Genomic DNA, 25,194 nt, shown 5'->3' with positions numbered 1-25,194 from the left:
GATGACCCACCTTTTTACAATTCATCAAACCCGTTCACATCGGTTGTTTTCGTATATGAACGTGGACGGGCTTCAAAAAAGTCGGTTTTGCCTAAGTTTACATTTTCATCGCTAAAGACGCGAATCCAAGGCATGCTATTTTCATCCGCGTCATAGCGATCGTCTAATCCAAGCATGCGCAACCGTTTATTTCCAAGGTACTCAATATATTTTTCCATTTCGATGACGTCAATGCCATCAATATCGCGCAACACAAAGCGCGACCATTCTGTTTCGTAACGAATGGCTTCGTCGATATAGTCATATATCCACGCAGAAAACGCTCCATTTTCATCAATTTGTGGATTTTCCCATAACACTGCGCGTACAAGTTGAGAAATAAAGTAACTATGGCATAGCTCATCTTTATTAATATAACTAATCATCGTTGATGTTTTGAGCATTTTTTGGTTTCTTGCCAAATTGTAAAAAAAGGCAAACCCAGAATAAAAATTAATCCCCTCTAAGACGAGCGAAGCGACGAGCGCGCGGCAAAACGTCTCCACCGTTGGTTGCTCGCGAAATGCTTCATAGACGAGAATGACGTGTTCATTTCGCTTATAAATGTGCGGATTTGTTCGTGCCATTTCAAACGCACGATGTTGCTCGGATAATTTTTCGATCGAAGCAAGAACGTACGAGTACGATTGATTATGAACGACTTCTTGCTGTTCGATAATCGAAAAAATTGCTTTGACGCTCGGATCGGTAATGTATTCTTTCATCGCCCCAATAAAATTTGGTTGAACAGAATCTAAAATTGAAAGCAAGCCGATAATGTGTAAAAATGCATCCCGTTCCCGTTCACTTAACGCATGCCATTGTTTAATATCATCTGACATATTAATTTCAAACGGCGTCCAAAAGTTGCCGAGCAACATTTTGTATATATCGTAAAAATGGCTATATTTGATATCGTTCCAGTTTAAAATGCCGCTTGCTTTTCCATTGATAATGCTCGTTGCTTTATTTGGATGCGACGGCTCGAGCAATTTTACTTTCGTCAATAACAAAACGGTCAACCTCCTCTAGTAGCTGTTGTACGAATACAGTCGGTAAGTGTTGTTGATGGCCGCGCGGTGATTGTTCAATTTTTAACGTGCCGAGCACAGTCGTCACTTTTCGTAAATGGTACTCCATTTCATCGACAGCACGGCAATAGTATGGCCACATTTGATCTCCTGTGCCAAACAGCGCAACAGGAGGCAAAGGAAGATTTCGTTCTTTGATAAGAAAACGAAGTAGCTTCCTCATTTCATCTGGAAGTTGTCCATTTCCCCATGTATATGAACCGAATAAAAGAAGATGCGCCTCATGAATGAGCGATTCGATCGCAAATATATGTTCAATATCGATCGTTTTCACCGCATGTCCGTATGAGTAAAAAGCTTTTTCTATTAACAGAGCGACTTCTTTTGTATTTCCTGTTTTCGATGTATAGCAAATAAGCACGTTCATTTTTTATCCTCCTACGATGAGCAAACATCGCATTCTTCAATCGTTACGGCAGTGCTGCGAACGTAATACGTTGATTTTAACCGTTCTTTCCATGCCGTTAAATGTAAATCCAAAAGATCTTTCGCTTTAATCGTGTTGTATACGTAAAGATTAAAACTTAACGACTGATCGACATGTTTTTGTCTAGCGGCATTTTGACGAATGCTCATCTTTTGATCCACTTCATAGGCATTTTCGTAAAACCAAAATGTTTTGGCATTTAAATCAGGAACGGTAACAGGAATTTTATAATTTTTCTTTTCTTCAAAATATAAGCGATTAAAGACAGGGTCGCATGACGCCGTTCCGTTTGCTAAAACGGATGTCGAAGCGTTTGGCGCAGGCGCCATGAGATACCCATTCCGCACTCCATGTCTCATCACTTGCTCTTTTAACTCATCCCAATCTAACTCATCGTGGGAATGATAACCGCGAAGGTCAAAATATTTCCCTGTATGCCAATCAGAACCTGCAAACGCCGGATATGCTCCTTTTTCTTTCGCCAATTCCATGCTTGCTCGAATCGTTAAATAAGCGATTTTTTCAAATAGCTTGTCAGCGAAATCAACGCTTTCTTCACTATTCCACTTGATTCCTTTTAACGCTAATAAGTGATGCCATGAAAATGCACCTAAACCGATTGCCCGATATTTTTTATTTGTCATCACCGCTTGCAACACTTCAATGCGATTTTCGTTTAAGTCGATGACGTTATCGAGCATACGCACTTGAATCGGAATTAATCGTTCGAGTACATCGTCTTGTACGGCGCGAGCGAGATGAATGCTAGATAAGTTACAAACGACAAAGTCGCCTGGCTTTTTATGAATAATAATTTCACCATCTTGCGTATACTCTTTTGTTACGGTAGTCGCGCTCATATTTTGCATAATTTCCGTACATAAATTGCTAGAATAAATCATGCCCGCATGTTTATTTGGATTCATTCGATTTGCTTCGTCGCGATAAAACATATAAGGTGTACCCGTTTCTAATTGTGATTTTAAAATGCGCTTCATAATTTCAATGGCGGGTACACGTTCTTTACTTAACTCTGGGTGATTGATACATTCTTCGTATTTTTCGCGGAACGAACCACACCCTCGTTCTTCATCGTAAAAATCTTCAAGACCTAGCGGATTCCCATCTTTATCTTTCCACCCCATCACTTTTTTCACTTCATGTGGGTCAAATAAATACCAATCGCCACGCTTTTCGACTTGTTCCATAAATAAATCAGGGATGCATACGCCATAAAATAAATCATGGCATTTTTGCCGTTCATCGCCGTTGTTTAGTTTCGCGTCTAAAAATGAGAAAATGTCTTTATGCCAAACGTCTAAATAGACGGCAATACTTCCTTGTCGCGTACCAAGCTGGTCAACCGATACAGCGGTATTGTTTAATTGACGCATCCATGGGATGACACCAGACGATACGCCTTTAAATCCTTTAATATCCGAGTTGCGTGCCCGAATTTTACCTAAATATACACCAATCCCTCCACCGCCTTTTGATAAACGCGCGACGTCTGTATTTGATTCATAAATGCCGGTTAAGCTATCGTCGACTGTATCAATGAAACAACTCGATAATTGACCGTAAGATTTACCTGCGTTGGCGTACGTTGGTGTAGCGACCGTCATGTATTGGTTCGATAACGCCCAATACGCTTCTTTGACAAGCTCCATTCGTTTTTCTTTTGGCTCATTCACCATCAGCGTAAGAGCAATGGTTAAAAAGCGTTCTTGTGGCAACTCATAAATTTCTCCGTCATATCCTTTCGCTAAATAACGATCAACGAGTGTGCGTAATCCGATGTATGTAAATTGCTCGTCTTTTTTCGGATCGATCCATGTCCCCGCTTCTTGTAGTTCTTCTTTCGTATATCGTTCAAGTACAAACGGATCGTAAATACCGAGATCAACGAGCATTGTTTGTAACTCATAAAAGTAGCGGTATGTGTCGGATACATCATAACCCCGATTTATAGCAGCCTCATTGTATAGCTGTTGTAAATAAAGGCGTGCTGCGACAAACGTCCAATCAGGTTGTTCTACGGTGATTTCGTCAAGTGCATTTAAAATGAGTTTGTTCATCATGTCATCGTATGATTTTGTATACGTCAGCGACCGTATCGTACGCTCGATGTATCGCTCGCTTGATAAGTGTGGAAAATCTTTGAAAATATGAAACAATAATGTGCGGATCGTTTCTTCATTTACTTCTGTTTGTTGTTTTATGTACACCATATAACATCCCTTCCCCTAGAAAATAAAAAAATCCGCTCTCGTTGAGCGGATGAAACGATGGAAAAAGGCATGCTTTTACCATCGTTTCATCTTCTCAATCCCCGAAGAATATGAAACGATACAAGGAAGGCAGGTCTCCTGACTTGCGCTTCTTCCTACTTTGGATTCCTTCCCATATATGCGCCATAAAACAGCTGACATATACAGTGGTGTTGTTTCCATTTCGTCTGCGCACACAGTTGCGGGGACAGTTCTGGATTCGCACCAGATTCCCTATTAAGTCCGTTTGGACACCTTCACTTGTCGGTTTCAATATATAGTTATTATCTTGTTTATCATCACAATATATTGTGTGAAAAAGGTTTACGTTTAAAACTATAACGAAAAATCTCAACATTTGCAATCATTATTTTTCATCCTTTGCTACATAGCGTCGATCTTTCATAAACAGCCGCCAAAAATAAATGAATCCTGGAAATAAAATTGCAAAACCAACGATATACGTCAAAAATAAGGCACGAAACGTATTCGGGTGTGTAAATCCCGACTCAATGGTTACATTCGGATAAATCATATACGGTAAATGAGCTTTCCCATATGCATAGCTCGCACAAAAATATTGCAAAACGATCGCAACCACCGCAAGACGCGGTATTCCGCGTCCATGTTTCTTTTTCCATGGGGGAAGAAAAAGCGCCCCGCCAGCTAAAAGGAACAATATGACGGAAACGACAAGCCATGGCCAATGAGACATCATTCCATCGTATAGCCACCGTGCTTCATTTCGCATCGTAATCATAATCAACATCGAGGAGAGAAGGGCGAATGGTCCTATAATAAGCGCATCGCGACGATAGATCGCATATGCCTCCGCTTCATTCGCTTCATTTGAGTAATCCGCTAATAAAAGCGAAGAAAGAAAAAGCGTGCTTGTAATCGCAAAGGCAATAAACGCATACTCATGTGGGCTTGTAAACAGACGATCGAGCCGAAGACGACTGACACCATTCATTGTTTCAACGAAAGACCCATGTGTAATGGGCAAGACGCTAATTAAAAATGCTGGAATAAGCAAACCGCTTATGCCTGAAATGTAAATGAGCACTTTTTCATATTTAGGGGCAACGTGCGAAAAAACGAGAAATGCACTACGAACGGTAAGCAAAAGTAAAATAATACTACCAGGGATAAGCAAGATCGTTCCAAGTATAAACGTCGCCCCAGGAAAAAAGCTAACGAGCGCTACGACGATCGCGACGATAAAGACGTTCGTTACTTCCCATGTTGGCGATAAATATCGATTTGCGATTTTCGTTGCTTTTGTTTGTGGACGATTCATATATACCATCGACCAAAAACCTGCTCCGAAGTCCATCGTCGCCATGACGGCGTAAATAAAAATAAATCCCCATAAAATTGAAATCGCAATTAATTCATCTGTCATCATCTTGCTCCTTTCTATATGTTTATAGACAACTGTTGTTCAATCGGATGGCGGCGAAAATACGATCGCAAGACGAGCACGACGGCGATGAGTAAAAATACGTAAATGGACGTAAATAAAAGAAAAAGTGTTCCTAAATTTGTTGATTGTGTTACAGCTTCTGCCGTTGTCATCATGCGATAAATGACCCATGGTTGTCTGCCTGTGCAAGCAAAAATCCAGCCAAATTCAATGCCGAGAAGAGCGAGCGGCCCAGCAGTAACAACTGTTCGCATAAACCAGTTTGGAAATGTATGTTGTTTCTTTATGCGATGCCAAATGAACCCGACAGTTGAAAGTAGGAGAAGAAACATGCCAATTCCGACCATGGCGTTAAAAAGTGTATGGACGAATAGAGGGGGCCACCATTCTTCTGGAAAATCATTTAACCCGACAACGACGGTATCGAAGCGATTACCAGCTAAAAAGCTAAGTAACCACGGAATTTCAATTCCCCATTTTACTGTTTGTGTTTCGCGATCTGTAAAACCACCGATAACGAGTGGAGCGTGTGACTGCGTTTCAAACAATCCTTCAGCAGCCGCTAATTTTTCTGGTTGATATTCATGAAGAAGTTGAGCTGATTCATGTCCGTTTATTGCCGTGAGTAAAGAAAATACGCCACCGACTGTTAACCCGAGCATCAGTGCTTTTTTATGAAAAAGCTGAATGCGCTCGTTATGTTTATTTTTCAACATCTTATAGGCAGCGATGGAAGCGATCATAAACGATCCGGTCATATAGGCGGATAAAACAACGTGTGTGGCTGTGACGGCAAAGCTCGGATTAAAAAACGCCTTCCATGGATCGACGTCAACAATTTGCCCGTTTTCAATGCGAAAGCCTGTCGGTGTACCTTCAAAGGCATGTACGTTCGTAATTAAAATGGCAGAAGCAGCTGCCCCGATGGCCACAAATATTAAGCTTACGATGCGCATCGTTGGTGAAATGCGGTCAGCTGCATATACGTAAATGGATAAAAATAACGCTTCAACGAAAAACGCATAAATTTCAATTTGAAATGGTAGTGCCATCACTTTTCCGATTACTTCCATAAAACCGGGCCATAAAAGAGAAAGTTGTACGCCCGCAATCGTTCCAGACGGGATCGCTACACCGAGCAAAATGGCGAGCGCTTTCGTCCAACGATTTGCCATGATGGCATAGTCATTGTCTTTTGTTTTTTGATATAGTAGCTCAGCCAATAAAATCATAAGCGGAATTCCAACGCCAAGGGTGGCGAAAATAATGTGAAATGCCATCGTTGTACCAAAAAGCGTTCTTGCGGTTAATACGTGGTCCATACCGAAATGTTCATCCCTTTCCATACATTGTCGTCTCCTAGTTTGATTTGAAAAGGGAAAAAATATGCAAAAAAATAAGCGACCGTTATGATCGCTTATTGTAGAGCTTTTTTTAGTGCAGAGATGTTGTCATTCATAATTGCGAAGTAGTCTTTGTTGTTTTTTATATCATCATTTGTTCGTGCTTCTAAGTTGTGAAGGATAAGTACATCAGCTCCGATTTCGTTTTTCACAACTTCAGCAATTTTCGATGTTACGTTTTGCTCAAAAAAGATATAGTGTATGTCATGGTCTTTGGCGATTTGAATAATCGAAGCAAGCTGCTTTTGTGACGGTTCGTTTGTTGGCGATAGCCCAGTCACGCTTATTTGTTTTAAGCCATATCGTTTCTCCCAATAGCCGTATGCGGCATGAGCAACAACAATTTCTTTTCTTTTTGCTTCTTTTATTAATTGCTGAAATTGTTGATCGAGTTGTTCAAGCTGTTGCTTTAATGAAGCGAAGTTTTGTTCAAAATCGTCTTTTGCTTCCGGTTTTAGTTTTGTTAACGTTTGTTTAATCGTTTCAGCCATTTGGATTGAATATATCGGATCTAACCAGACATGAGGATCTACATCACCGTGCTCATGCTCATCTTCATGGGCGTGTTCATCTTCATGAGCATGTTCGTCTCCATGAGTATCGTTGGCTGGAAGCAATTCCATCCCAGCTGTTGCTTCCACGAACTTGACGTGTTCATTTTCTAACGTTTTGACAACGCGGTCAACAAATCCTTCCATTCCTTGACCGATGTAAATGAAAGCGTCAGCATCTGCGATTTGTTGCATCGTTTTTGCCGTCGGTTCGTATGTGTGCACATCAACGCCGGGAGGATATACGCTTTCCACTTGAACGTGCTTGCCACCAATTTTTTCAGTAAAGTCTTGAAGAGGGTATACAGTTGTATAAACGATAAGTTGATCGTTTTTTTCCTCATTCTTCGATTCATTCGTCTGTTCTTGTTGCGAGCATCCAAACAATAGCAGTGTGCTCGTAAGTATAATGGATAAAATGGTTTTTACCTTCATCTTCTTCCTCCTTCCAAATAAAGAAAGATGTTTCTGATCGTCAGATAACATCTTTCTCACTCCTGTTTTATTATATCGTAATCGTTACGATTTGAAAACTATGAAACAGAAACAAATGGTGGGAGTGGATCGACAAATGTTGACCAATCTTTGCTCATTTCTTCATCTGTTAATAAGCATGTATCGAGTGAAGAAGAAATGGCTTGTTCATCCATATCGATTCCAATAAACACGAGTTCTGTCATGCGATCACCATACGTATCGTTCCATTTGGCGCGTAATTCTGGTTCTTGTTGTAAAATTTGTTCACGTTCATGTGGAGGATATGTGGCAATCCATTCGCCAGCCCCTTGAATCATAATGGACGGTCCAGCTTGAGAAAGAAGTCCGCACATATTGTTGCGCGACGCGAGCCAGAAAAATCCTTTTGCACGAACGACTTCAACCGGCCAGTTTTCAAGCCAGCGCATAAGTCTTTGAGGGTGAAACGGTCTACGGCGGCGATATACGAAAGAAGAAATACCGTATTCTTCCGTCTCAGGTGTATGTTCTTCGTTTAGTTCTTTCATCCATCCAGCCGATTGACTTGCTTTTTCAAAATCAAATAAACGGGTATTAAAAATGTCATGAAGTGCCACTTTTCCGTACGTTGTTCGAATGATTTTCGCTTCTGGGTTTAATTTACGAAGAAGTGCTTCTAATTCGTCCGCATCTTCTTCCGAAATACAATCAATTTTATTTAAAATGAGCACGTTCGCAAATTCAATTTGGTCAATTAATAAATCAACGACTTCACGCACATCTGTTTCATCGATCGCTTGTTTGCGATCTAATAACGTTTCACCGGAAGCGAAATCATGCCAAAAACGATGAGCATCGACGACCGTAACCATCGTATCTAATCGACATTTCGATGTTAAATCGATCCCGAACTCCTCGTCAATGTACGTAAACGTTTGAGCAACAGGAATCGGTTCGCTAATGCCCGATGATTCGATAACGATATAATCGATATTTCCTGAATTAACAAGATTTTCAACTTCTTTCATTAAATCTTCTCGCAACGTACAGCAAATGCACCCATTTTGAATTTGTACAAGCTTTTCTTCTGTACGCGAAAACCCGCCTTGTTTAATTAATTCAGCGTCAATATTGACTTCACTCATGTCATTGACGATGACAGCGATTTTTAATCCGTCACGATTATTTAAAATATGATTAAGCAACGTCGTTTTTCCAGAACCTAAATAGCCGCTTAATACGGTAACAGGGATTTTCATTTTCCTCCTCCTTTTGATAAAGCGTAATTATTACGATTTACAACGTTTATCATATCGAAAAAAAAGAGAAAGGGCAACTATTTTTGCTCTTTCTCTGGCACAGGATCAAATCCACCTGGATGAAATGGATGGCATTTTAAAATGCGTTTGATTGTTAAATAGCCTCCTTTAAGTGCACCGAAGCGACGAATCGCTTCTAATCCGTAATGCGAACAAGTCGGATAAAAGCGACATGTCGGTGGTTTTAAACGGGAAATAAATCGTTGATAAAAACGAATGAGTAAGATGAATATATGTTTCATGTAATACGCCCGCCCCTATTTTTTCTTATTGTAACATAGTTGGACGAAACAATTCCAACAAAAAAAGATGAAAAAAGTCGGACTTTTGTGTATGATAAAAACGTAACAATTGAAAAAGAGGTGACATATATGCCTTCAGTAGAAAGCTTTGAACTAGACCATTGTGCGGTCAAAGCACCGTACGTTCGCCATTGTGGTGTTCATCAAGTCGGTAGCGACGGTGTTGTGAATAAATTTGATATTCGCTTTTGTCAACCAAATAAAGAAGCGATGCAACCGGCAGCGATTCATACGCTTGAACATTTACTAGCGGTGCACATTCGTAAGCATGCTGAAAAATACGCTCATTTTGATATTATCGATATTTCTCCGATGGGATGTCAAACGGGGTATTATTTAGTCGTTAGTGGCACGCCAACAGTCGAAGAAATTATTGATTTACTTGAGGCGACGATGAATGAGGCATTGACGGTTACAGAAGTGCCAGCTGCAACGGAAAAAGAGTGCGGTCAAGCGAAATTGCACGATTTAGAAGGAGCTAAGCGACTTATGCGATATTGGCTATCGCAGCCAAAAGAACAATTGAAAAAAGTATTTGGTTAAAAAATAAAGGTTCAGATGCTACATGTCTGAACCTTTATTTTTTTCATTCGGCAATTCATCAATAGTATGTTTGTATTTGTATGCTTTTGAGGTCGTTAAAACGCTTAAAATGAGCACGACAAATACAATGATGATAGAAATAATAAAAGTGAGCAACATACAATATCCCGTTACAGAAAACTTACAAGACTTTATAAGAAACTTATAAAAGTCTATGTTTCCTTCCTTGTTCATCGCGCCCGATTTCGCGAAACGCTACTCTCGTTTCCTTGGCGCTCCGAAGGCTTCACTTCCCCACTAACGGATGGGTACATGTTGTGCTTTACTTGACATAGTTTTTCAAGTTGATGCTTGCGTTGAGGTCACGATCCATTTCTAGCCCACACGCCTCACAGCGATACGTCCGTTCGGATAAAGAAAGCTTCTCTTTTACATGACCGCAACGGCTACACTTTTTGCTTGAAGGATAAAAGCGATCCGCCACGATCAACTCGATCCCATGCCATGCACATTTGTACGTCATTTGCCGCTTGAACTCGTGGAATGTTTGTTGTTGAATCGCTTTCGATAGCTTGCGATTTTTTAACATGCCACTTGTATTCAAGTCTTCCATCACGACATACGCTGGCTTGGTTTTCACCAACGTCGTGGTGATGTGGTGGGTATAGTTTAGCTGGGTATTTTTTAGCCTTCGGCGTTTTTTCAAAACAAGGAATTCTAGTTTCTTGATGTTTTCCGTTTTTCTGTAACGGAATTCCCCCCTTTCTGTTTGGATTTTGTTCATTTCATATTTTCGCGATATTTTTCTTTGCATTCGCTTCATTTGTTTTTCAAGCTTTTTCACTTGAGGCATGTGATGGATGTTAGGAAATGTCATCCCATTGCTGACGGTAGCGAACGATTTTACTCCCAAATCAATACCAATGCCTTCGTTGTATGTTCCATGTTTCACTTCCGCTTCCTCTACACCGACCGTTAAAAACCAATGAAGTCCGTCAAACACGATGCGCGGATTGACATACTTTATATGTGCACCGTGAGGAATACGTCCTCTTTCAGCAAGACGGATCCAATTGAATTTCTGTCTATTTTTCTTTTTGGAAGGCGTCAGTTTCTCTAGTTTCACATGCGTGTCGGTGATTTTGATTTTGGCGGTGTCTTGATAAAAACTTGGGCGTGTTCGCTTTTTTGTTTTAAACTTCGGAAACTTCGCCCGTCCTTCAAAAAAGTTTTTGTAGGCTTGATACGCATCTTTGATCGCTTGTTTTGTGATGTTGTTTGAGAATTGATTGAGCCAACTGTACTCTTTCGTTTGTTTGAGCTGCGTTAATCTTTTTCTTAGTTCGCCATCACTTAAAAATTTGCCACCTTGTTTATCATTTTCTTGTTGTTGCGCTAATGCAAAGTTATACGCCCATCTGGCAACACCTGCGCATTGAAAAAGCTTCGTCTTTTGCTTATTGTTGGGCAGAAGCATGACTTTGTACGTGCGAATCATCTTCTCCCAGCCCCTTTTTGACTTTTTTCACATAAAATGATCATCAGATTTTTATAAATATTTATATATTTATCATGAACAGTCAAAAGCCTCCATCCTCCATTTTAATATGAAAGCGTATCGTTTTCCAAAAAATTTTTTGTTTGTTACAATGAAGAAGGGGAAAGTTTATAATCGAGGAGGGAATTAGTGTGAAAGAAAAATTAATTGATATTGTCAACAAACAAATTGCAAACTGGAACGTGTTATATGTAAAATTACACAACTACCATTGGTATGTGAAAGGGCCGCAGTTTTTTACGTTGCATACAAAATTTGAAGAGTTGTACAATGAAGCGGCACTGCATATTGATGAGTTAGCAGAACGTTTATTAGCATTAGGTGGAAAACCGCTAGCAACGATGAAAGATTATTTAGCGGTAGCATCTGTACATGAAGCAAAAGGAAATGAAACGGCGGAAGAAATGGTAGCGGAAATTGTTCGCGATTTTGAAACGATGATTGAAGAATTGAAAGCTGGCATGGACTACGCCGGAGAAATTGGAGATGAAACAACAGGCGATATGCTTTTAGGCATTCATCAAAGTTTAGAAAAACATGTATGGATGCTCAAATCGTTTCTCGGATAAGGTGGGAGTGGTCCCACCTTATTTGCATGTTCAGTCGCAGATGAGTGCTTTTGTTGCATGAAAATAAATGAATCGACTCACACTAACTGTAACAAACGAAAAAGAGGTGGGTCGATGAAAAAAACGTATTATGTTTCGGTGGCACGTGGTGAGATTTCACAAGTGAAAACGGCTTCACCATGGGAATTTCGCATTGAAGCGACGGATGAAGAAATCATTCAATTACGGGAGTATTTTGATGAAATGTATTCATCCGATTGGCAATCGTTTTGGCGTGCACATGTGCCATATGTGCAATATCATTATGATCGGCCGAACGACGGGTATGACAACGCGATGAAAAAAGTGTATGAAATGATTTATGAACTTGGCGATGAGGAAGCGAAACAACAAATTGAAACGATGGGTGTCATACAGTTATAAAAGCTGTCGACAACTTTACTGTGTGGTACAATGAAGAAAACATACAGTTGAGGGTAGACGGTGATGATTGTATTTCAAGATTACTACGGATACAACGTTCGACTTTCTTTTTCTGACCATCCTTTCTCGCAGCAACCGAAACATGTTTTCGTTATTTGTCGGTACGGTGGTCGTTGGTTATTGACAAATCACGCTGTACGTGGCTTGGAGTTTCCAGGCGGGAAAATAGAGAAAGGAGAAACGCCAAAACAAGCAGCAATTCGCGAAGTAAAGGAAGAAACGGGAGGGGTCGTTGAAAAGATCACGTACATTGGACAGTATGAAGTCAACCGTCCGAATGAAACGATTGTAAAAAATATTTATTTTGCCCATGTTAAATCTTTGGAACAAAGGGAGTCGTATTTTGAAACAAATGGTCCTGTGCTCATTGAGCATATACCAGATGAAATAGCGAAAGATGAACGATTTAGTTTTATTATGAAAGATGGCGTATGGACATATACAAAACAAGAGTTACAGCGGCGGGGAATGTTGTAAAACCCCACCGCTTTTTGACGTGTGGGGTTATGCGCCTTTCACTAATTTCTTTTCAAACCAACTTACAAGTTGATACATGATGCTTGAAAGTAACGCGATCATAAGCAAACTTAATAAAACGAGCGTAAAGTTGAACACTTGGAATCCGTAAATAATCATATAACCGAGCCCTTGTTTTGAGACGAGAAATTCACCAACGATGACACCAACCCAAGATAGACCAACGTTTACTTTTAACGTTGAAATGATTGTTGGAAAGGAGGCAGGTAAAATGGCCTCTGTAAACCACTGTCGTTTCGTTGCTCCGAATGTTCGAAGCACTTTTATATAGTTTGCATCGACTTCTTTGAATGAGGTGTAAACGACAATCGTTGTAATGATGATCGAAATGATCGCTCCCATTGCGACGATCGATGTCATATTCGGTCCGAGTGCAACGATTAAAATCGGACCGAGCGCTACTTTTGGCATCGCGTTTAAAATGACTAAATACGGATCAACGATGTGAGAGATGCGCGGAAACCACCAAAGTATTGCTGCAAAACAAACGCCGATCATCGTTCCGGCAATAAAGCCCAGCACCGTCTCTGTTAATGTGACGGTCGTGTGTGTTAGCAATGTATGATCGCGTATTTTGGCGATAAACAAATGCCAAATGGAAGACGGGGAGCTAAATAATAACGGATCAATCCAATGAAATCGGCTTGCGATTTCCCATAAACTAAAAAACGTAATGACAATGATTACTTGAAAAAAACGGACGATTTGTTTTTCCCGTTTTTCATATGCCATATATTGATCATATATACGTTGCAACCACTCATGTTTGTTCAATGCTCTCTAACTCCTTCCAAATCATTTGAAAGAGCGGTGAAAAATCTGGATGTTGGCGGGCTTGAAATGGTGTACAAGCTTTTAATGAGTCTGGAACAGTAACAATTCGTTTAATTTTTCCGGGTTTTGCAGTAAATAAAACGATCCGATCGCTCATCGCAATCGCTTCACCGATATCGTGTGTGACAAGAAGTGCTGTTTTTCGATATTGTTTTAACGTCTCCCATACAAGATCTTCAAGTTTAAGCTTTGTTTGGTAATCAAGTGCTGAAAACGGTTCGTCTAACAATAAAATTTTTGGATCGGTTGCGAGTGTGCGAACAAGTGCTGCGCGCTGACGCATTCCTCCCGATAATTCATAAGGGTAACGATCGTCCACGTCACGCAAACCGATTTGATGTAGAAGGGAGAGCGTTTGCTTTCTCGTTTTCTCGCTATATTTGCCTGTCAGTTTTAATCCGAGTGTCACGTTTTGTTCAATCGTTTTCCATGGAAACAAATAATCGTGTTGGAGCATATATCCGATCGTTTGGCTCATCGTGTGAATTTCTTTTCCTTCGATAAGCACACGACCTTTTGTTGGTTTGATGAGCCCCGCCACAATTGAAAGAAGTGTTGTTTTTCCACAGCCGCTTGGGCCGAGAAAGGAGACAAACTCTCCTCTCTCGACAGTTAGCGATAGATGATCAAGCGCCAATACGGCAGATTGCTTTGTGACGTAGGCGTGCATCACTTGATCAATCGTTAAAATGGGCATGATGTTCACCTACTTTTTCGTTTTTTCAGCGAACGATGTATTCACTAAAATGGAATGCTCAATGTACGATGGCAACTCGTTTGCTTCTTTCATAATGTTTTGAAGATGGTTCCATTCTTCTTCATCTAAAATCGGATCAGTTGCGTATGAACCTTGTTGTTTATAGCGATCGACGACTTTTTCAATGAGAGCGATATCTGTATTTTCAAAGTACGGTTGAATGACTGTTGCAATTTCTTTCGCATCATGTGTTTGTACCCATTGTTGTGCTCTATAAAGGGCACGTGTAAATTTTTCGATGACATCTTTATTTTTGTCGATAAAACTTTGTTTTGCCATAAATGTCGTATATGGGAGATGACCAGATTCCGTTCCGAATGAAGCGACAATATATCCTTTTCCTTCTTGTTCAAAAATGCTAGCAGTTGGCTCAAATAGTTGGACGAAATCGCCTGTTCCGCTTGCAAATGCATTGGCAATATTAGCAAAATCAATATTTTGGATGAGATTTAAGTCTTTGTGTGGGTCAATGCCGTGTTGTTTGAGAACGTATTCTCCGACCATTTGTGGCATTCCGCCTTTTCTTTGCCCCAAAAATGTGCTTCCTTTTAGTTGATCCCATGTAAAGTTGGCGATTGGTTCACGTGAAACTAAAAATGTACCATCGGTCTGTGTCAATTGCGCGAAATTGATGACCGGATCAACAGCTCCTTGGCTATACACGTAAATGGACGTTTCGGAACCGACGAGCGCAATATCCGCTCCGTTTGATAAAAGTGTCGTCATCGTTTTATCGCCGCCCCACGTTGTATTTAGCTCAATATGAAGCCCTTCTTCAGCAAAAAAACCTTTTTCAATTGCCACGTATTGTGGAGCGTAAAAAATGGATCGAGTTACTTCTGCAACGCGTAACGTTTTTACATCATTTGATGAGCAGGCTGTAAGTAAAAACATTAAAATAATGAGCAAAAACCCCCATTTTCGCATGTGTTTCCCCTCTTTCCTGTCGTTTGCTTTATCGTATGCGCCTAATAAAAATGTGTGAATGACCTAAAAAGAAAACCGCCGAGCACATCCCCCGACGGTTTAATTAATCGAATGCAAAGCAATTAATTCATATGTAACGATCGTTGTTTCGTTTTCAAAGGTAAGTTTTTTGACAATCGCTTTTCCCGTTGTTTCTCCGTGTTTTGTTCGTCTTACTTCTAATGGGACATCAAGCGGATATAAACGATAGCCTTCTTTTTGTAATACAAATAAGTTGTGTTCAATTCGTTTTTCTTTTCCATTTGTGACGATCATTGTTTGTACTTCTAACGGCATACCCATAGGATCACTCCATATTCCACATTTTTACCTTCATTGAAACACATTTATGACGATTACACAACTACATTTCATGATTTGTAACTATATCATATAAATAAATCATATGACCTAGTAATAAATTTTATTGACAGGACAAGAATATAAATGATACGATGGCAATAAGCTTTCAAAGGAGATGTTTGAATATTCATTTCTTTTTAAAGCGAAGTGTTCACGTATGAGGGGAGTTTTTTGTTACATGAAACAATTTCATTCATTTGGGTGGTATGCGGCTCGCATTGCCCCGTATTTGCCTGAGGAAGCGTTCCGTCCTGTTCCGTCTCGTCTGTTTGGTGGTCTTGCTTACATGCTCGTTTTAGTTAGCAGCATCGTCACGATTTCTTTATTTGATCTCCATTGGTTATGGAACGGATTGCTTTCAGTTGTTATTGGATTTTGTTTTGCTGGTTTAGGGTTTTTAGGACATGAAATTTTGCATGGAACAGTTGTCAAACGGGCGTGGCTTCGTGATTTGTTAGGAGGCATTGCATTTTTGCCACTTTGCACAGGTCCAAAGTTGTGGAGAAAATGGCATAACGCAACGCATCATGTGCATACACAACATGAGGAACTTGATCCGGATGCGTGGCCGACGATCAAACGTTTAGCTCAAAGTCGGTTTCTTCGTTGGATTTATCGCATTCCGTTTCCGATTCGTGCGGCTTTTTCGTTTTTGTCTTTAGCAGGGATGTTTACAGTTCATTCGCTTCATATGCTTCTTCATTTTTGGAAGGAGTTTGAAAAAGGAAGTCGTCGTGCCGTATTCTGGCAATTTGTCTTACCATGGTCGGTATGGATTGGATTATTGTTGATGATCGGAGTAGAAAAATGGCTCTTTGCGTTCGTTCTTCCACTACTTATTGGAAATGCGATCGTGATGGGATACATTTCAACAAACCATCGCTTAAATCCGCTCGTCCCAGTGAACGATCCATTAGCGAATAGCCTAACCGTCATCGTTCCGAAGTGGGTCGACGTATTGCATTTTAACTTTTCGCACCATACAGAACATCATTTGTTCCCAGCGATGAGTTCAAAATATTATCCGCTCGTTAAACAATATATTAAACAACTATGGCCGGATCGTTATTATGAAATGCCGATGACAAAAGCGTTAATTGCGCTATGGAAAACACCAAGGCTTTATCATGAGCAAACGGAACTCATTGAACCACGTGAAGGATATGTGTACGGAACACTCGGATATGGATTAAATATAGATGACCTTTCGCATAAAGCGAAAGAAAATGTTGTAGGAAAAATGGTGAAAGAAAAGTAAAGCGTCGCATCTCGGCGCTTTTTTGTTTTTAGAAAGACGTGGGCAATCACCCACGCCTTATTTTCTCCCCTGTAGCATAAGAGGAAGCTCCAAATGATGCTCGCGTAAAAATGGTTCGTTCGTTAATATAGCTTCTGTTGGACCGTCATATACGATCGTTCCGTTTGCAAGTACAATCGTTCGCTCACAACATTCAAGGACGAAGTCGAGGTCATGTGTCGTTACGATTTTTGTATGTGGCAACGCTTGAATGAGATGTATTAGTGTTCGGCGAGCCTGCGGATCTAACGCCGCCGTCGGTTCGTCCATCAGCAATATTTTCGGTTCCATCGCAAGCACAGTAGCTAAAGTGACAAGCCGTTTTTCCCCCTCAGATAAACGATAAGGAGGTCGATCTACTAAATGAATAGCTCCGACGATCTTTAAAGAGTTTGTTACGCGCTTTTTTACTTCGTCTTCATTCATGCCGTCATTGCGAAGTGCAAATGCGACATCATCGTAGACGGTAGGCATAAATAATTGGTCGTCTGCTTGTTGAAATGTAAAGCCGATGATGCGGCGAATATGTCGTAACGTTTGTTTCGACATAGGCATATTGTCAATGATGATTTCCCCCTTTTTTGATATATACAATCCGACAAGTAGCTTCAATAATGTTGATTTTCCTGCACCGTTTGCTCCAATGATGCCGATACATTCCCCCTCTTGAACGGAGAAGGAGATATTGTGAATCGCTTTATGACCATCTGGGTATGTGTAGCAAATATTTGATACGTGTATCATATGACCACCAACCGATAAGCGATGAACAATCCAACTACTACAAATGTGTAAATCATTTCTTTTATTGTCCATCGTTTGATTTTTATATGCATACGTTGAATAGAAAAGCGACGTAATGTCATCGCTTCATGCACGCGTTCGGCACGTTCAAATGTTCGCAACAACAAATGTCCAACGAGTGATCCCCAAACAGATAACTGAATGGCGCGGTGGTGTGGGGCCCGCAACATGTACGCCTGACGAAGTCGTTTTGCTTCTTCTAAAAATAAAAAAATGTATCGATATGTCAAAAGTAATTGAACAACGAGCAATCTTGGGATGTGTAACGAAAGAAGTGCCCCTGCGAGCTGCTCGATCGGTATCGTTAAAAATAACACCGTTGCTGCAAGTATGGCAAGTGTATTTTTAATAACTAAAGTAGTGAATGCCAGCCAACCTGCTTCGATATGCCAATGAAAAAATGATATGCGTTCGTCGATAAAAAACAACTGCGAAACGCCTATAGCCGTGATAAACGGTAGAGAGGCGAGCAGGATGTTTTTTATATGCCGAATAGAAAGACGATAAAAAACGATCATAGTGATCGGGTAAAGCGATAACGGCATCATTTCAATAAAAGCATATGAATGAAATGAGGCAACGACGAAGATGTATGTAAACGTTATAATAAGCATGCTTAGCGGGTGGACATCATGTCGTCGATATACATGGATCATGCTTCTTTTCTCCATTTTTTTATGATATATGGTGTCATGAGTGCGATCGCAACAATGAATGTACCAATGATGCCAGAAATGCTTGTCCCAATGTCGATCCACCCGATCGATACATTGCCGCTTTTTAAGTTGTAATCAGGCAGCAAGGCGAGCGATTGTTGAAGACGCTCAAGCATTGTATGAAGCGTTGTTGTCACACGCAGTTCATCCGTCCCTGCGGTGTGAAAAATGGACCATTCTAGCCCATCTGGTTTGGATGATGCAACAGACGAAAAAATACCGCCAATCATGAGAGCGAGTACACCGAGTATGCCAATAAGGCGATTCATTGGTGCATCTGTTTGTTGTGCAAGCTCTGGTTTTGTTTTCATTACAAACGAAATGACGGTAGCCGTAGCGATACCCTCAACGATGCCAATCGCTAAGTGAATGGGTTGCATGAACAGCGTGAATGTAGTAAAAGGAAGCTCCACTTTCCCCGATAATACCGTTTGAACGACAACACTAAACGCACCGAGTTGCAATCCAACAACGGCAGCGATGATGGAGGCAAACCATATGTTTGTTCGGCGAATAAGGCGCTTATACAATGGATAGGCGATAAAACATGTGTAAAAGCCGAGATTAAACACGTTACATCCAAACGCTAACAGCCCGCCATCTGCAAAAAAGAGTGCTTGAATAAATAAAACGACAGCTAACGTTAAAAAGGCGGCGTATGGACCGAGCAAAGCGGCAAGTAACAATCCGCCGCCTAAATGTCCACTCGACCCTGTACCAGGAATCGCAAAGTTGATCATTTGCGCGGCAAATACAAATGCGCCAAGCACCCCCATAAGTGGTAGCTTTTTTTCATCTGTTTCGATGTTTAATTTTTTTAATGAGTAGCTAGCTACACCTGCCGTAGCCCCCCACATCGCAATTCCTACCGCAGGTGAAATAAGCGCGTCTGCCATATGCATGACAAATATCCCCCCTTATGTTTTATTATAGGGGAGATGTATGATTGAAAGCTATTTCATTTTTTCTTTTAGTTTACTTATTATATAATTTTTCGTTTTTTCGTCATAAACACCTTTTTTATTTCCGCCTAAAAACATAAGATTGACTCGCTTCACGGCATCTAACGTTTTTTGACCAAATATCCCATCTTCTGCCCCACATTTAAAATCGATCGTATTTAGCGCTTGCTGTAAGATGCGTACGTCCTCGCCACGATCACCATATTGCAATACTTTATTCGGAAGCTTACTTATCAGTTGTTCAATTGGATTTTGTTGCTTCGGTGTTTGATTGGATGGTTGTGATGGGGCCTTCACTTCTTCTTTTTTTATTAGTTTTTCAATGATTATTTGTTGCCCGGGCTGTAATGCTCTTGGATCAACATGTGGGTTTAGGCGTAATAACGTTTTGACACTTACTCCTGTTTTTTGACTAATTGCCCATAGCGTATCTCCTCGTTCGACGGTATACAGTTTGACTTCTTCTTTCATTTCGATGTTTTCTTTTTCTGCTAATACTTGCGCATAGTTAAAACAAGGACATTGCTTCCATTCGTATCCTTTTAGTTCGTTATGTCCTTTCACGTCTTTATAGTTCGGCAAGATGTTTACAAGCGTTTTGTATAACGTTCTCAATGATTGTTTTTGTTCATTCGTCGGTTGTTGTGTGCGAAAATCACCTGTTAAACAAATGCCGATGCAATAAGTGTTATGGTTGCCGACATGGTAGCTAATCGCTTCTAAGTCGTTGCAAAAATGAATCGTTCCGTCTTGTTCAATGACAAAATGGTATCCGATCCCGGGCCATCCTTTGCTTACATGATAATTGGCAAACGCAAATGCGGAGCCTGTTTTCGTCAAGCTATGATGAATAATGATGTGCGTTTTTTGTTCAAGTGTTGTTTTTTTATACGATTGTCCAGAGCGAGTAGGGAGAAGGTGGCGTATATCTTTTAATTGAGGAATCGCAAATAGTTGATTCATCTTTAACCTCCTTTTCTTTGTTTCTATGTACTACTATATGTTTCATTGAATGAAATGGTTTGTACGAACATATGAAAAATGGGTCATCACCAAAAGATGTACTTGAAGATGTACTTGCCCCTGCCATTAAAGTATGTTAGCTGTTTCTAACCAAACCCACAATGCAAAACGTTGGATATTTCTGTATCCGTATCCTCGACGTTTCATCAGCTTGATCTTGTTATTCGTTCCTTCCATTTTCCCATTCGAGTAAGGGGATAAAATGCAAGAAACGATTTCTTCTGTTCGCTTGACGAGCGCTTTTGCAATCGCGCGCACAACCGAACAAGGACAAAACGAATACCGATGCATCCAAGCCTCCAAACGTCGTTTCGCCTGTTGCTCGTCTCTGCTTTTGGACACATAACGAAAATGTTGGAGCGATTGGTAGACCGACTTTAAGTAATCGCTTTCATTGTACCATTCTCGTAAGATTTGACGTTCTTCCTCCGTCAATTTCTCTGGGCATGTGCTCAATAAACGGCAAACGTAACGAACATTTCCGTGTTTCTTGTCCCCATTGTCTACATATTTGCGACAACGCTCTAAAGCATCCGTAAACATCTGGATGAAATGGAAATAATCGACCACGTGTGTCACCTCTGGGCAAACCCTTTGAATGGCTTTTTTCATCGCTGGAGCTAAATCGCTCACGATAAACTGAACAGAACAAGACACATGAGCCAACGCACGTCCAATGGCTTCCTCGTTCTTTCCTGCTTCAATAGCATGCACTTTTCCCGTTTCGGCATCCATGATCGCCACTCCGTAGTCATGCCCTTTTCGAAAAGCAAACTCATCAATACAAACCGCCTTTGGTTGGATGTCATTCGATAGGAAGGGGCATGAGTATAAAACCAACATTCCACGGTCGTATAAGGAAGCTTGAGCATACAAGCCACTGCCTAAATGATGTTCCGATGCAAGATTGCGCGACCCATTGCTGAAAAGCATCCGTCGCCACACTTCGAGGAGAGATGGCTGGATAAGACGTGCTGAATGTCATGCCACACGCACCACAACATCTGCGCTTGACAGGAAGTTCAATCCAAAAAATTCCGATTCGCTGAGCATAGCCATGCATCCATTGCTTCTTTTTGCATATCATTTTGATCGTGCGCTTCAAACCGAGCATTGTTCGGACAGAGAAAGTTCGAAAATCCAACGATCTTCTTCTTTTCGTACCTTTTGAATCAAAACATCTGGTAAATCGATGAGTTCTTTGATAAACGGAGAGTACATGCGAATTTTCCTCCAGGTTTGGTTTGATCACCTTTACCATACAGGAAAATTCGCATTTTTTGTACCCTCTATTTTCCCTATGCATACCTATCTTAAAATCTCAAGTACAACTTGTGGTGAAGAGCCTAAATTTCCCCTTTACAATAACAAATTTAATATAAAAAATATTGACAATTTTTTTTTTTTTTTTTTTAATATTAAGTCAAAGTAATTATTCAGCTCACTTTGGTTATGCGACTGAATAGTTACATGCATTCAATGCACTAACCTTAAGGGAGGTTGTTATTATGTTCAATAAAAAGAAGATACTTACATTTTCATTGACTGCTATTCTTGCTAATTTCGTATTAGGAGAAACTGCTTTAGCGGAAACAGCAGGAGATTCAACATCTTGGAGTTACTCTAATTACAGCAACGGATCGTACGTACCGAGAACAGGTAGTCTCAAATCGTATTTTGGATACGATGGCTTCTACTATATTAGAACAGAAAGTAAGTTTACCTTAGATTCGTATAATGTGAGTCAAATTAAAGAATATAACAATGGTGGAGATAACCCTGGGACAAGTTGTGACAATTCTCCAGCATATTTTACCGTTGATATGACGGCTGTTCCTGATAATTCATTGGATTTAGAGATTAGTGCTTATGCTTCTACTACAAATTTACCTGATCCAAAATTTGATTTCGAGACAGACGGTGGAGTAGATAACCAAGAATCAGAAGTAGTTGCATTAGGTACAGTAGTTTCCCAACAGTATTTCTTTACAACAAACTGGGAAGATTTTAGAGATGGAGATAGCGGAGACAGCGGAGAAATACAGTTAAACTTTGCTATGAGTAAAAAAGGTTTTATTGATTACAACAACTGCATAAATGGTGGTGGCTATCGTGCGATTACTTACGGGGATAACCTTGGAAGACCATAATTAAAATCAACCTAATAGTACAGAATCATAAATAAAACCTGTGGTTCTAGATAAAATCGAGTAAATAGCCCTTCCCCATAGATTTTCTATATATAATGAAAATGCCAGTCAACACTCGAAAGGAGACTTCCCGTGCAAGAGCACTTTCATTTACAGACCAAGCGAAAATTCAAAAACAATATGCGACCATTTTCTTAACTATATTTGCAGCGCCGCAATCATCATTGGTGAAACAAAAAGATGCCGTGATCATTGCCATTTATCTATTAGGAAAACCGTTGGGCTTTTCTTCTGAACGGACATGGCATTGCTTTGTGGAGGGAAACTTGTTCACCAACCGACAGTTTATCGAACGGTTTCGGTACAATCGACGGTGTCGAGCGTTGTTCTTCGTGATCAAATGGATTCGCTGAACTCGCTAAACGTGGAAAACGCCATGCCTATGCAGTCGTAGACAGTATGTCGATCGAGTTGTTCCATAATGCAAGAATGCATCACGTCCAACAATTCTAAGAAGGTATCGCTGACATCGGGTATTGTGAGTTGAAACAGAAGTGGTACTACGGATTTAAGCTTTATCTTCAAGTGACCGATCAATGATTGCCAATGGGATATGAGGTGGCGGAAGCGTTTTGTCATGATCGAGTCGCCGCTGAAATAGCCATGACACAAGTTCCCCATCTCTACAATTTGGGTGACGAGGGATTTTTGGTTATTATTTACAAATAAAGATATATAAAGAATATCAAATTACCTTCTGGACTCCATCTCGCAGAAAACAGAAGCATTACTCATCGTCACCATGGGAGGGATGGATCAAAGATAAACGAAAAGTGATTGAGACGGTGTTCTCTGTCCTTGCCGATCAGTATCGGATTACAAACATTTGTGCCAACCCCATTTCAGGATTTGAAGTGGCACTTGATGGCGTTTGTTGGTCTATTCACTTGTCACACTCGGACTAATTGAGCGCTAGCACTCAACTAGCACCACGGGTATAGTAACTATTTAAGGAGGTCAATAAGATGGCTTGGAGCAAAAAATTTTTGTTGGCAGTAGCTGGACTAGGTTGTGCGTTGGCCTTTACTTTTAACATAGTTGAAATTGGGAATGCTGCTTCTAATGGGGATAAAGAAGTGGAACAAACTTTTGATAAATCGAATCTAATAGAGCAGTATAAAAATATTGAGAAAACAGAATTGGGTGTAGAAAAATACAAGAAACTTATTACCGAAAAAAATAATGAAATTAAGAACAAAAAAGTTGAGGATATTAATACCACTATCACATTTTCTCGGCCATTAGAATTTAAGGAATTAAAGGAATTTGTAAAGAAACACAAAGTTAATCCTCAACAATTTGTAGCACGTGCTGTAAAAGGTGACGAGCGTATAACACTTGCCTTTAAACCACACGTGGAGGAGAAACATGTTAGTATGGTGAAAAAACAACTTAAAGAGGAATACAATGCGGAGTTTGTTGGTTTTATTGATATGTACGGTTTTGTGAGTCATGAAGATTTAACAGCAATTGAAAATGATCAAGTTACTTTCCTTGCTGATACAACAGGAGATAAATATTTCTTGAAACACGAAAAAGACAATGGTTTTGCCCATGCACTTTCTTGGTTATTAGAAGATGTTAAGAAGAAAAAAGAGGAAAACAATAAATAATTAAAAAATCTTAAAGGGAGTAGATATCTACTTCCCTTAAGTTTTTCATTAGGAGTGAAATCATGTTCAATCCAGAACTTTATTTTTATTACATTTTGTTAATTATTCTTTTAATTTCTACTTATTTATTCTATAGAAGAACAAAAAATTTATCTAAAACACTCCTTATGACAATTACTGCACTTTTTTTCGTATCCATAGTTTGCAGTATTAGTTTAGCACTTAATTATTATCAATCACTGAAACCGAATACAGAAGGTATTGGAATTTCAAATGTGATCGCATATTGGCTACTAGGGGAGGATGCTTGGGCACCAGTATGGACTATTCAGTTATTCAAAAAGGCTTACTCTATTTCCTTATGGATTACACTTATTTTATTTGTTTTCCTCATAATTCTTTTATTCATGAAAAGGAAAAAAAGTGAATGAAATACATGAACTAAAATGTTATATACCAAAAATTTCTATATAAAGTAACATAAAGAATAATATAAAAAACACCTGTGAGCGACTTTTTTAAGGAAATTAAAGGAGATTATGGGTTAGGATTACACACCCTTCAAGTTTAGTGTTAAGCGTCGTTGTGTCCATACGCAATGTTTGTGATCATGAGCTGCAGAAAAAGAATACCCACATGTTTTAGGCATGCCAAATAACCCTCTTGGAGAGGGTT

At 40.0% G+C, this 25,194-nt stretch carries 26 protein-coding genes, 2 pseudogenes and 1 riboswitch; of the genes and pseudogenes, 9 read left to right on the top strand and 19 right to left on the bottom strand.

Annotated elements, in window-relative coordinates; genetic code table 11:
• Positions 1–14 precede the first annotated feature (14 nt).
• From LD028_RS17660 to yidD, 8 genes are all read right to left on the bottom strand, one after another.
• On the bottom strand, positions 15–1,052 hold the full coding sequence (locus LD028_RS17660) for a ribonucleotide-diphosphate reductase subunit beta (protein WP_237812558.1): 1,038 nt from the start codon (positions 1,050–1,052) through the stop codon (positions 15–17).
• Complete coding sequence (locus LD028_RS17655; protein ID WP_237812557.1) at positions 1,006–1,497, bottom strand: flavodoxin domain-containing protein; 492 nt, start codon at positions 1,495–1,497, stop codon at positions 1,006–1,008. Before LD028_RS17655 ends, LD028_RS17660 begins: the two co-directional genes overlap by 47 nt.
• An 11-nt stretch (positions 1,498–1,508) precedes the next feature.
• Positions 1,509–3,788: a ribonucleoside-diphosphate reductase subunit alpha gene (locus LD028_RS17650; protein ID WP_237812556.1), complete on the bottom strand. Its 2,280-nt coding sequence runs from the start codon at positions 3,786–3,788 to the stop codon at positions 1,509–1,511.
• 110 nt (positions 3,789–3,898) lie between these two features.
• A riboswitch (cobalamin riboswitch) is annotated at positions 3,899–4,101 on the bottom strand.
• A 93-nt stretch (positions 4,102–4,194) separates the two neighbouring features.
• The gene (locus tag LD028_RS17645; protein ID WP_237812555.1) at positions 4,195–5,235 is read right to left on the bottom strand and encodes a cytochrome d ubiquinol oxidase subunit II; all 1,041 of its coding nucleotides are present in this window, start codon (positions 5,233–5,235) and stop codon (positions 4,195–4,197) included.
• Positions 5,236–5,246: 11 nt separating this feature from the next.
• Entirely contained in the window at positions 5,247–6,575 is a 1,329-nt protein-coding gene (locus LD028_RS17640) for a cytochrome ubiquinol oxidase subunit I (protein WP_237812589.1), read from the bottom strand.
• 95 nt (positions 6,576–6,670) lie between these two features.
• Positions 6,671–7,642 (bottom strand): metal ABC transporter substrate-binding protein, encoded by a 972-nt coding sequence (locus tag LD028_RS17635; protein WP_237812554.1) that lies wholly within the window; start codon positions 7,640–7,642, stop codon positions 6,671–6,673.
• A 98-nt stretch (positions 7,643–7,740) separates the two neighbouring features.
• Positions 7,741–8,922, bottom strand: coding sequence for a GTP-binding protein (locus LD028_RS17630; RefSeq protein WP_237812553.1), 1,182 nt, complete (start codon positions 8,920–8,922; stop codon positions 7,741–7,743).
• A gap of 77 nt (positions 8,923–8,999) precedes the next feature.
• Complete coding sequence (gene yidD / locus LD028_RS17625; RefSeq protein WP_237812552.1) at positions 9,000–9,224, bottom strand: membrane protein insertion efficiency factor YidD; 225 nt, start codon at positions 9,222–9,224, stop codon at positions 9,000–9,002.
• Positions 9,225–9,353: 129 nt separating this feature from the next.
• Between yidD and LD028_RS17620 the strand changes: the two genes are divergently transcribed.
• Positions 9,354–9,827 carry an S-ribosylhomocysteine lyase gene (locus LD028_RS17620; RefSeq protein WP_077429334.1) on the top strand — a complete coding sequence of 158 codons (474 nt, stop codon included), beginning with the start codon at positions 9,354–9,356 and terminating at the stop codon, positions 9,825–9,827.
• Positions 9,828–9,845: 18 nt separating this feature from the next.
• Here the strand turns inward: LD028_RS17620 and ytzI are convergent, their stop codons facing one another.
• Entirely contained in the window at positions 9,846–9,986 is a 141-nt protein-coding gene (gene ytzI / locus LD028_RS17615) for a YtzI protein (RefSeq protein ID WP_237812551.1), read from the bottom strand.
• Between the two features lie 163 nt (positions 9,987–10,149).
• Positions 10,150–11,325: an RNA-guided endonuclease InsQ/TnpB family protein gene (locus LD028_RS17610; protein WP_237812550.1), complete on the bottom strand. Its 1,176-nt coding sequence runs from the start codon at positions 11,323–11,325 to the stop codon at positions 10,150–10,152.
• Between the two features lie 191 nt (positions 11,326–11,516).
• On the opposite strand from LD028_RS17610, the gene LD028_RS17605 reads away from it, so the two are divergent.
• The 3 genes from LD028_RS17605 to ytkD all read left to right on the top strand — a co-directional run bounded on the left by LD028_RS17605 (position 11,517) and on the right by ytkD (position 12,914).
• Positions 11,517–11,954: a Dps family protein gene (locus LD028_RS17605; RefSeq protein WP_012574110.1), complete on the top strand. Its 438-nt coding sequence runs from the start codon at positions 11,517–11,519 to the stop codon at positions 11,952–11,954.
• A 114-nt stretch (positions 11,955–12,068) separates the two neighbouring features.
• Positions 12,069–12,377: a hypothetical protein gene (locus LD028_RS17600; protein WP_004888947.1), complete on the top strand. Its 309-nt coding sequence runs from the start codon at positions 12,069–12,071 to the stop codon at positions 12,375–12,377.
• A 63-nt stretch (positions 12,378–12,440) separates the two neighbouring features.
• Positions 12,441–12,914 (top strand): RNA deprotection pyrophosphohydrolase, encoded by a 474-nt coding sequence (gene ytkD, locus LD028_RS17595; RefSeq protein ID WP_237812588.1) that lies wholly within the window; start codon positions 12,441–12,443, stop codon positions 12,912–12,914.
• A gap of 27 nt (positions 12,915–12,941) precedes the next feature.
• Here ytkD and LD028_RS17590 read toward each other — a convergent pair whose 3' ends face one another.
• The 4 genes from LD028_RS17590 to LD028_RS17575 all read right to left on the bottom strand — a co-directional run bounded on the left by LD028_RS17590 (position 12,942) and on the right by LD028_RS17575 (position 15,834).
• The gene (locus LD028_RS17590; RefSeq protein WP_237812549.1) at positions 12,942–13,748 is read right to left on the bottom strand and encodes an ABC transporter permease; all 807 of its coding nucleotides are present in this window, start codon (positions 13,746–13,748) and stop codon (positions 12,942–12,944) included.
• Positions 13,735–14,505 (bottom strand): ABC transporter ATP-binding protein, encoded by a 771-nt coding sequence (locus LD028_RS17585; RefSeq protein ID WP_077429228.1) that lies wholly within the window; start codon positions 14,503–14,505, stop codon positions 13,735–13,737. Before LD028_RS17585 ends, LD028_RS17590 begins: the two co-directional genes overlap by 14 nt.
• A gap of 9 nt (positions 14,506–14,514) precedes the next feature.
• Positions 14,515–15,492 carry an ABC transporter substrate-binding protein gene (locus LD028_RS17580; protein ID WP_237812548.1) on the bottom strand — a complete coding sequence of 326 codons (978 nt, stop codon included), beginning with the start codon at positions 15,490–15,492 and terminating at the stop codon, positions 14,515–14,517.
• Between the two features lie 99 nt (positions 15,493–15,591).
• The gene (locus LD028_RS17575) at positions 15,592–15,834 is read right to left on the bottom strand and encodes a DUF2584 domain-containing protein (protein ID WP_012574116.1); all 243 of its coding nucleotides are present in this window, start codon (positions 15,832–15,834) and stop codon (positions 15,592–15,594) included.
• 238 nt (positions 15,835–16,072) lie between these two features.
• Between LD028_RS17575 and desB the strand changes: the two genes are divergently transcribed.
• A complete protein-coding gene (gene desB, locus LD028_RS17570; protein WP_237812547.1) occupies positions 16,073–17,152 on the top strand; it encodes a Delta(10) desaturase DesB in 1,080 nt (359 codons plus the stop codon).
• 57 nt (positions 17,153–17,209) lie between these two features.
• On the opposite strand, the gene LD028_RS17565 is transcribed toward desB, so the two are convergent.
• The 5 genes and pseudogenes from LD028_RS17565 to LD028_RS17545 form a co-directional block, all read right to left on the bottom strand.
• Positions 17,210–17,935 (bottom strand): energy-coupling factor ABC transporter ATP-binding protein, encoded by a 726-nt coding sequence (locus LD028_RS17565; protein ID WP_237812546.1) that lies wholly within the window; start codon positions 17,933–17,935, stop codon positions 17,210–17,212.
• The gene (locus tag LD028_RS17560; protein ID WP_237812545.1) at positions 17,932–18,651 is read right to left on the bottom strand and encodes an energy-coupling factor transporter transmembrane component T family protein; all 720 of its coding nucleotides are present in this window, start codon (positions 18,649–18,651) and stop codon (positions 17,932–17,934) included. The genes LD028_RS17565 and LD028_RS17560 overlap by 4 nt, the downstream gene beginning before the upstream one ends.
• Complete coding sequence (locus tag LD028_RS17555; RefSeq protein ID WP_237812544.1) at positions 18,648–19,613, bottom strand: energy-coupling factor ABC transporter permease; 966 nt, start codon at positions 19,611–19,613, stop codon at positions 18,648–18,650. The genes LD028_RS17560 and LD028_RS17555 overlap by 4 nt, the downstream gene beginning before the upstream one ends.
• A 51-nt stretch (positions 19,614–19,664) precedes the next feature.
• Positions 19,665–20,636 carry an N-acetylmuramoyl-L-alanine amidase gene (locus LD028_RS17550; RefSeq protein WP_237812543.1) on the bottom strand — a complete coding sequence of 324 codons (972 nt, stop codon included), beginning with the start codon at positions 20,634–20,636 and terminating at the stop codon, positions 19,665–19,667.
• Positions 20,637–20,762: 126 nt separating this feature from the next.
• A pseudogene (locus LD028_RS17545) lies at positions 20,763–21,917 on the bottom strand (ISL3 family transposase).
• Positions 21,918–22,204: 287 nt separating this feature from the next.
• Here LD028_RS17545 and LD028_RS17540 point away from each other — a divergent pair.
• The 4 genes and pseudogenes from LD028_RS17540 to LD028_RS17525 all read left to right on the top strand — a co-directional run bounded on the left by LD028_RS17540 (position 22,205) and on the right by LD028_RS17525 (position 24,950).
• On the top strand, positions 22,205–22,846 hold the full coding sequence (locus tag LD028_RS17540; RefSeq protein ID WP_163152041.1) for a hypothetical protein: 642 nt from the start codon (positions 22,205–22,207) through the stop codon (positions 22,844–22,846).
• Positions 22,847–22,978: 132 nt separating this feature from the next.
• A pseudogene (locus LD028_RS17535) lies at positions 22,979–23,822 on the top strand (IS982 family transposase).
• Between the two features lie 49 nt (positions 23,823–23,871).
• Positions 23,872–24,519: a hypothetical protein gene (locus LD028_RS17530; protein ID WP_163152044.1), complete on the top strand. Its 648-nt coding sequence runs from the start codon at positions 23,872–23,874 to the stop codon at positions 24,517–24,519.
• A 62-nt stretch (positions 24,520–24,581) separates the two neighbouring features.
• Entirely contained in the window at positions 24,582–24,950 is a 369-nt protein-coding gene (locus tag LD028_RS17525; RefSeq protein WP_237812542.1) for a hypothetical protein, read from the top strand.
• The last annotated feature ends 244 nt before the right edge of the window (positions 24,951–25,194 follow it).

This window comes from Anoxybacillus sp. LAT27, from assembly GCF_022030075.1.
In the GTDB taxonomy this organism is placed as follows: domain Bacteria; phylum Bacillota; class Bacilli; order Bacillales; family Anoxybacillaceae; genus Anoxybacillus; species Anoxybacillus kestanbolensis.
This window is presented reverse-complemented; position numbering and strand designations above follow the sequence as displayed.

Bases quoted from the DNA above. Each gene is read 5' to 3' on its own strand.
- LD028_RS17655 (WP_237812557.1), bottom strand. From the start codon at position 1,497: ATGAACGTGCTTATTTGCTATACATCGAAAACAGGAAATACAAAAGAA.
- LD028_RS17650 (WP_237812556.1), bottom strand. From the start codon at position 3,788: ATGGTGTACATAAAACAACAAACAGAAGTAAATGAAGAAACGATCCGC.
- LD028_RS17645 (WP_237812555.1), bottom strand. From the start codon at position 5,235: ATGATGACAGATGAATTAATTGCGATTTCAATTTTATGGGGATTTATT.
- LD028_RS17640 (WP_237812589.1), bottom strand. From the start codon at position 6,575: ATGGACCACGTATTAACCGCAAGAACGCTTTTTGGTACAACGATGGCA.
- LD028_RS17635 (WP_237812554.1), bottom strand. From the start codon at position 7,642: ATGAAGGTAAAAACCATTTTATCCATTATACTTACGAGCACACTGCTA.
- LD028_RS17630 (WP_237812553.1), bottom strand. From the start codon at position 8,922: ATGAAAATCCCTGTTACCGTATTAAGCGGCTATTTAGGTTCTGGAAAA.
- yidD (WP_237812552.1), bottom strand. From the start codon at position 9,224: ATGAAACATATATTCATCTTACTCATTCGTTTTTATCAACGATTTATT.
- LD028_RS17620 (WP_077429334.1), top strand. From the start codon at position 9,354: ATGCCTTCAGTAGAAAGCTTTGAACTAGACCATTGTGCGGTCAAAGCA.
- ytzI (WP_237812551.1), bottom strand. From the start codon at position 9,986: ATGTTGCTCACTTTTATTATTTCTATCATCATTGTATTTGTCGTGCTC.
- LD028_RS17610 (WP_237812550.1), bottom strand. From the start codon at position 11,325: ATGATTCGCACGTACAAAGTCATGCTTCTGCCCAACAATAAGCAAAAG.
- LD028_RS17600 (WP_004888947.1), top strand. From the start codon at position 12,069: ATGAAAAAAACGTATTATGTTTCGGTGGCACGTGGTGAGATTTCACAA.
- ytkD (WP_237812588.1), top strand. From the start codon at position 12,441: ATGATTGTATTTCAAGATTACTACGGATACAACGTTCGACTTTCTTTT.
- LD028_RS17585 (WP_077429228.1), bottom strand. From the start codon at position 14,505: ATGCCCATTTTAACGATTGATCAAGTGATGCACGCCTACGTCACAAAG.
- LD028_RS17580 (WP_237812548.1), bottom strand. From the start codon at position 15,492: ATGCGAAAATGGGGGTTTTTGCTCATTATTTTAATGTTTTTACTTACA.
- LD028_RS17575 (WP_012574116.1), bottom strand. From the start codon at position 15,834: ATGGGTATGCCGTTAGAAGTACAAACAATGATCGTCACAAATGGAAAA.
- desB (WP_237812547.1), top strand. From the start codon at position 16,073: ATGAAACAATTTCATTCATTTGGGTGGTATGCGGCTCGCATTGCCCCG.
- LD028_RS17565 (WP_237812546.1), bottom strand. From the start codon at position 17,935: ATGATACACGTATCAAATATTTGCTACACATACCCAGATGGTCATAAA.
- LD028_RS17560 (WP_237812545.1), bottom strand. From the start codon at position 18,651: ATGATCCATGTATATCGACGACATGATGTCCACCCGCTAAGCATGCTT.
- LD028_RS17555 (WP_237812544.1), bottom strand. From the start codon at position 19,613: ATGCATATGGCAGACGCGCTTATTTCACCTGCGGTAGGAATTGCGATG.
- LD028_RS17550 (WP_237812543.1), bottom strand. From the start codon at position 20,636: ATGAATCAACTATTTGCGATTCCTCAATTAAAAGATATACGCCACCTT.
- LD028_RS17540 (WP_163152041.1), top strand. From the start codon at position 22,205: ATGTTCAATAAAAAGAAGATACTTACATTTTCATTGACTGCTATTCTT.
- LD028_RS17530 (WP_163152044.1), top strand. From the start codon at position 23,872: ATGGCTTGGAGCAAAAAATTTTTGTTGGCAGTAGCTGGACTAGGTTGT.
- LD028_RS17525 (WP_237812542.1), top strand. From the start codon at position 24,582: ATGTTCAATCCAGAACTTTATTTTTATTACATTTTGTTAATTATTCTT.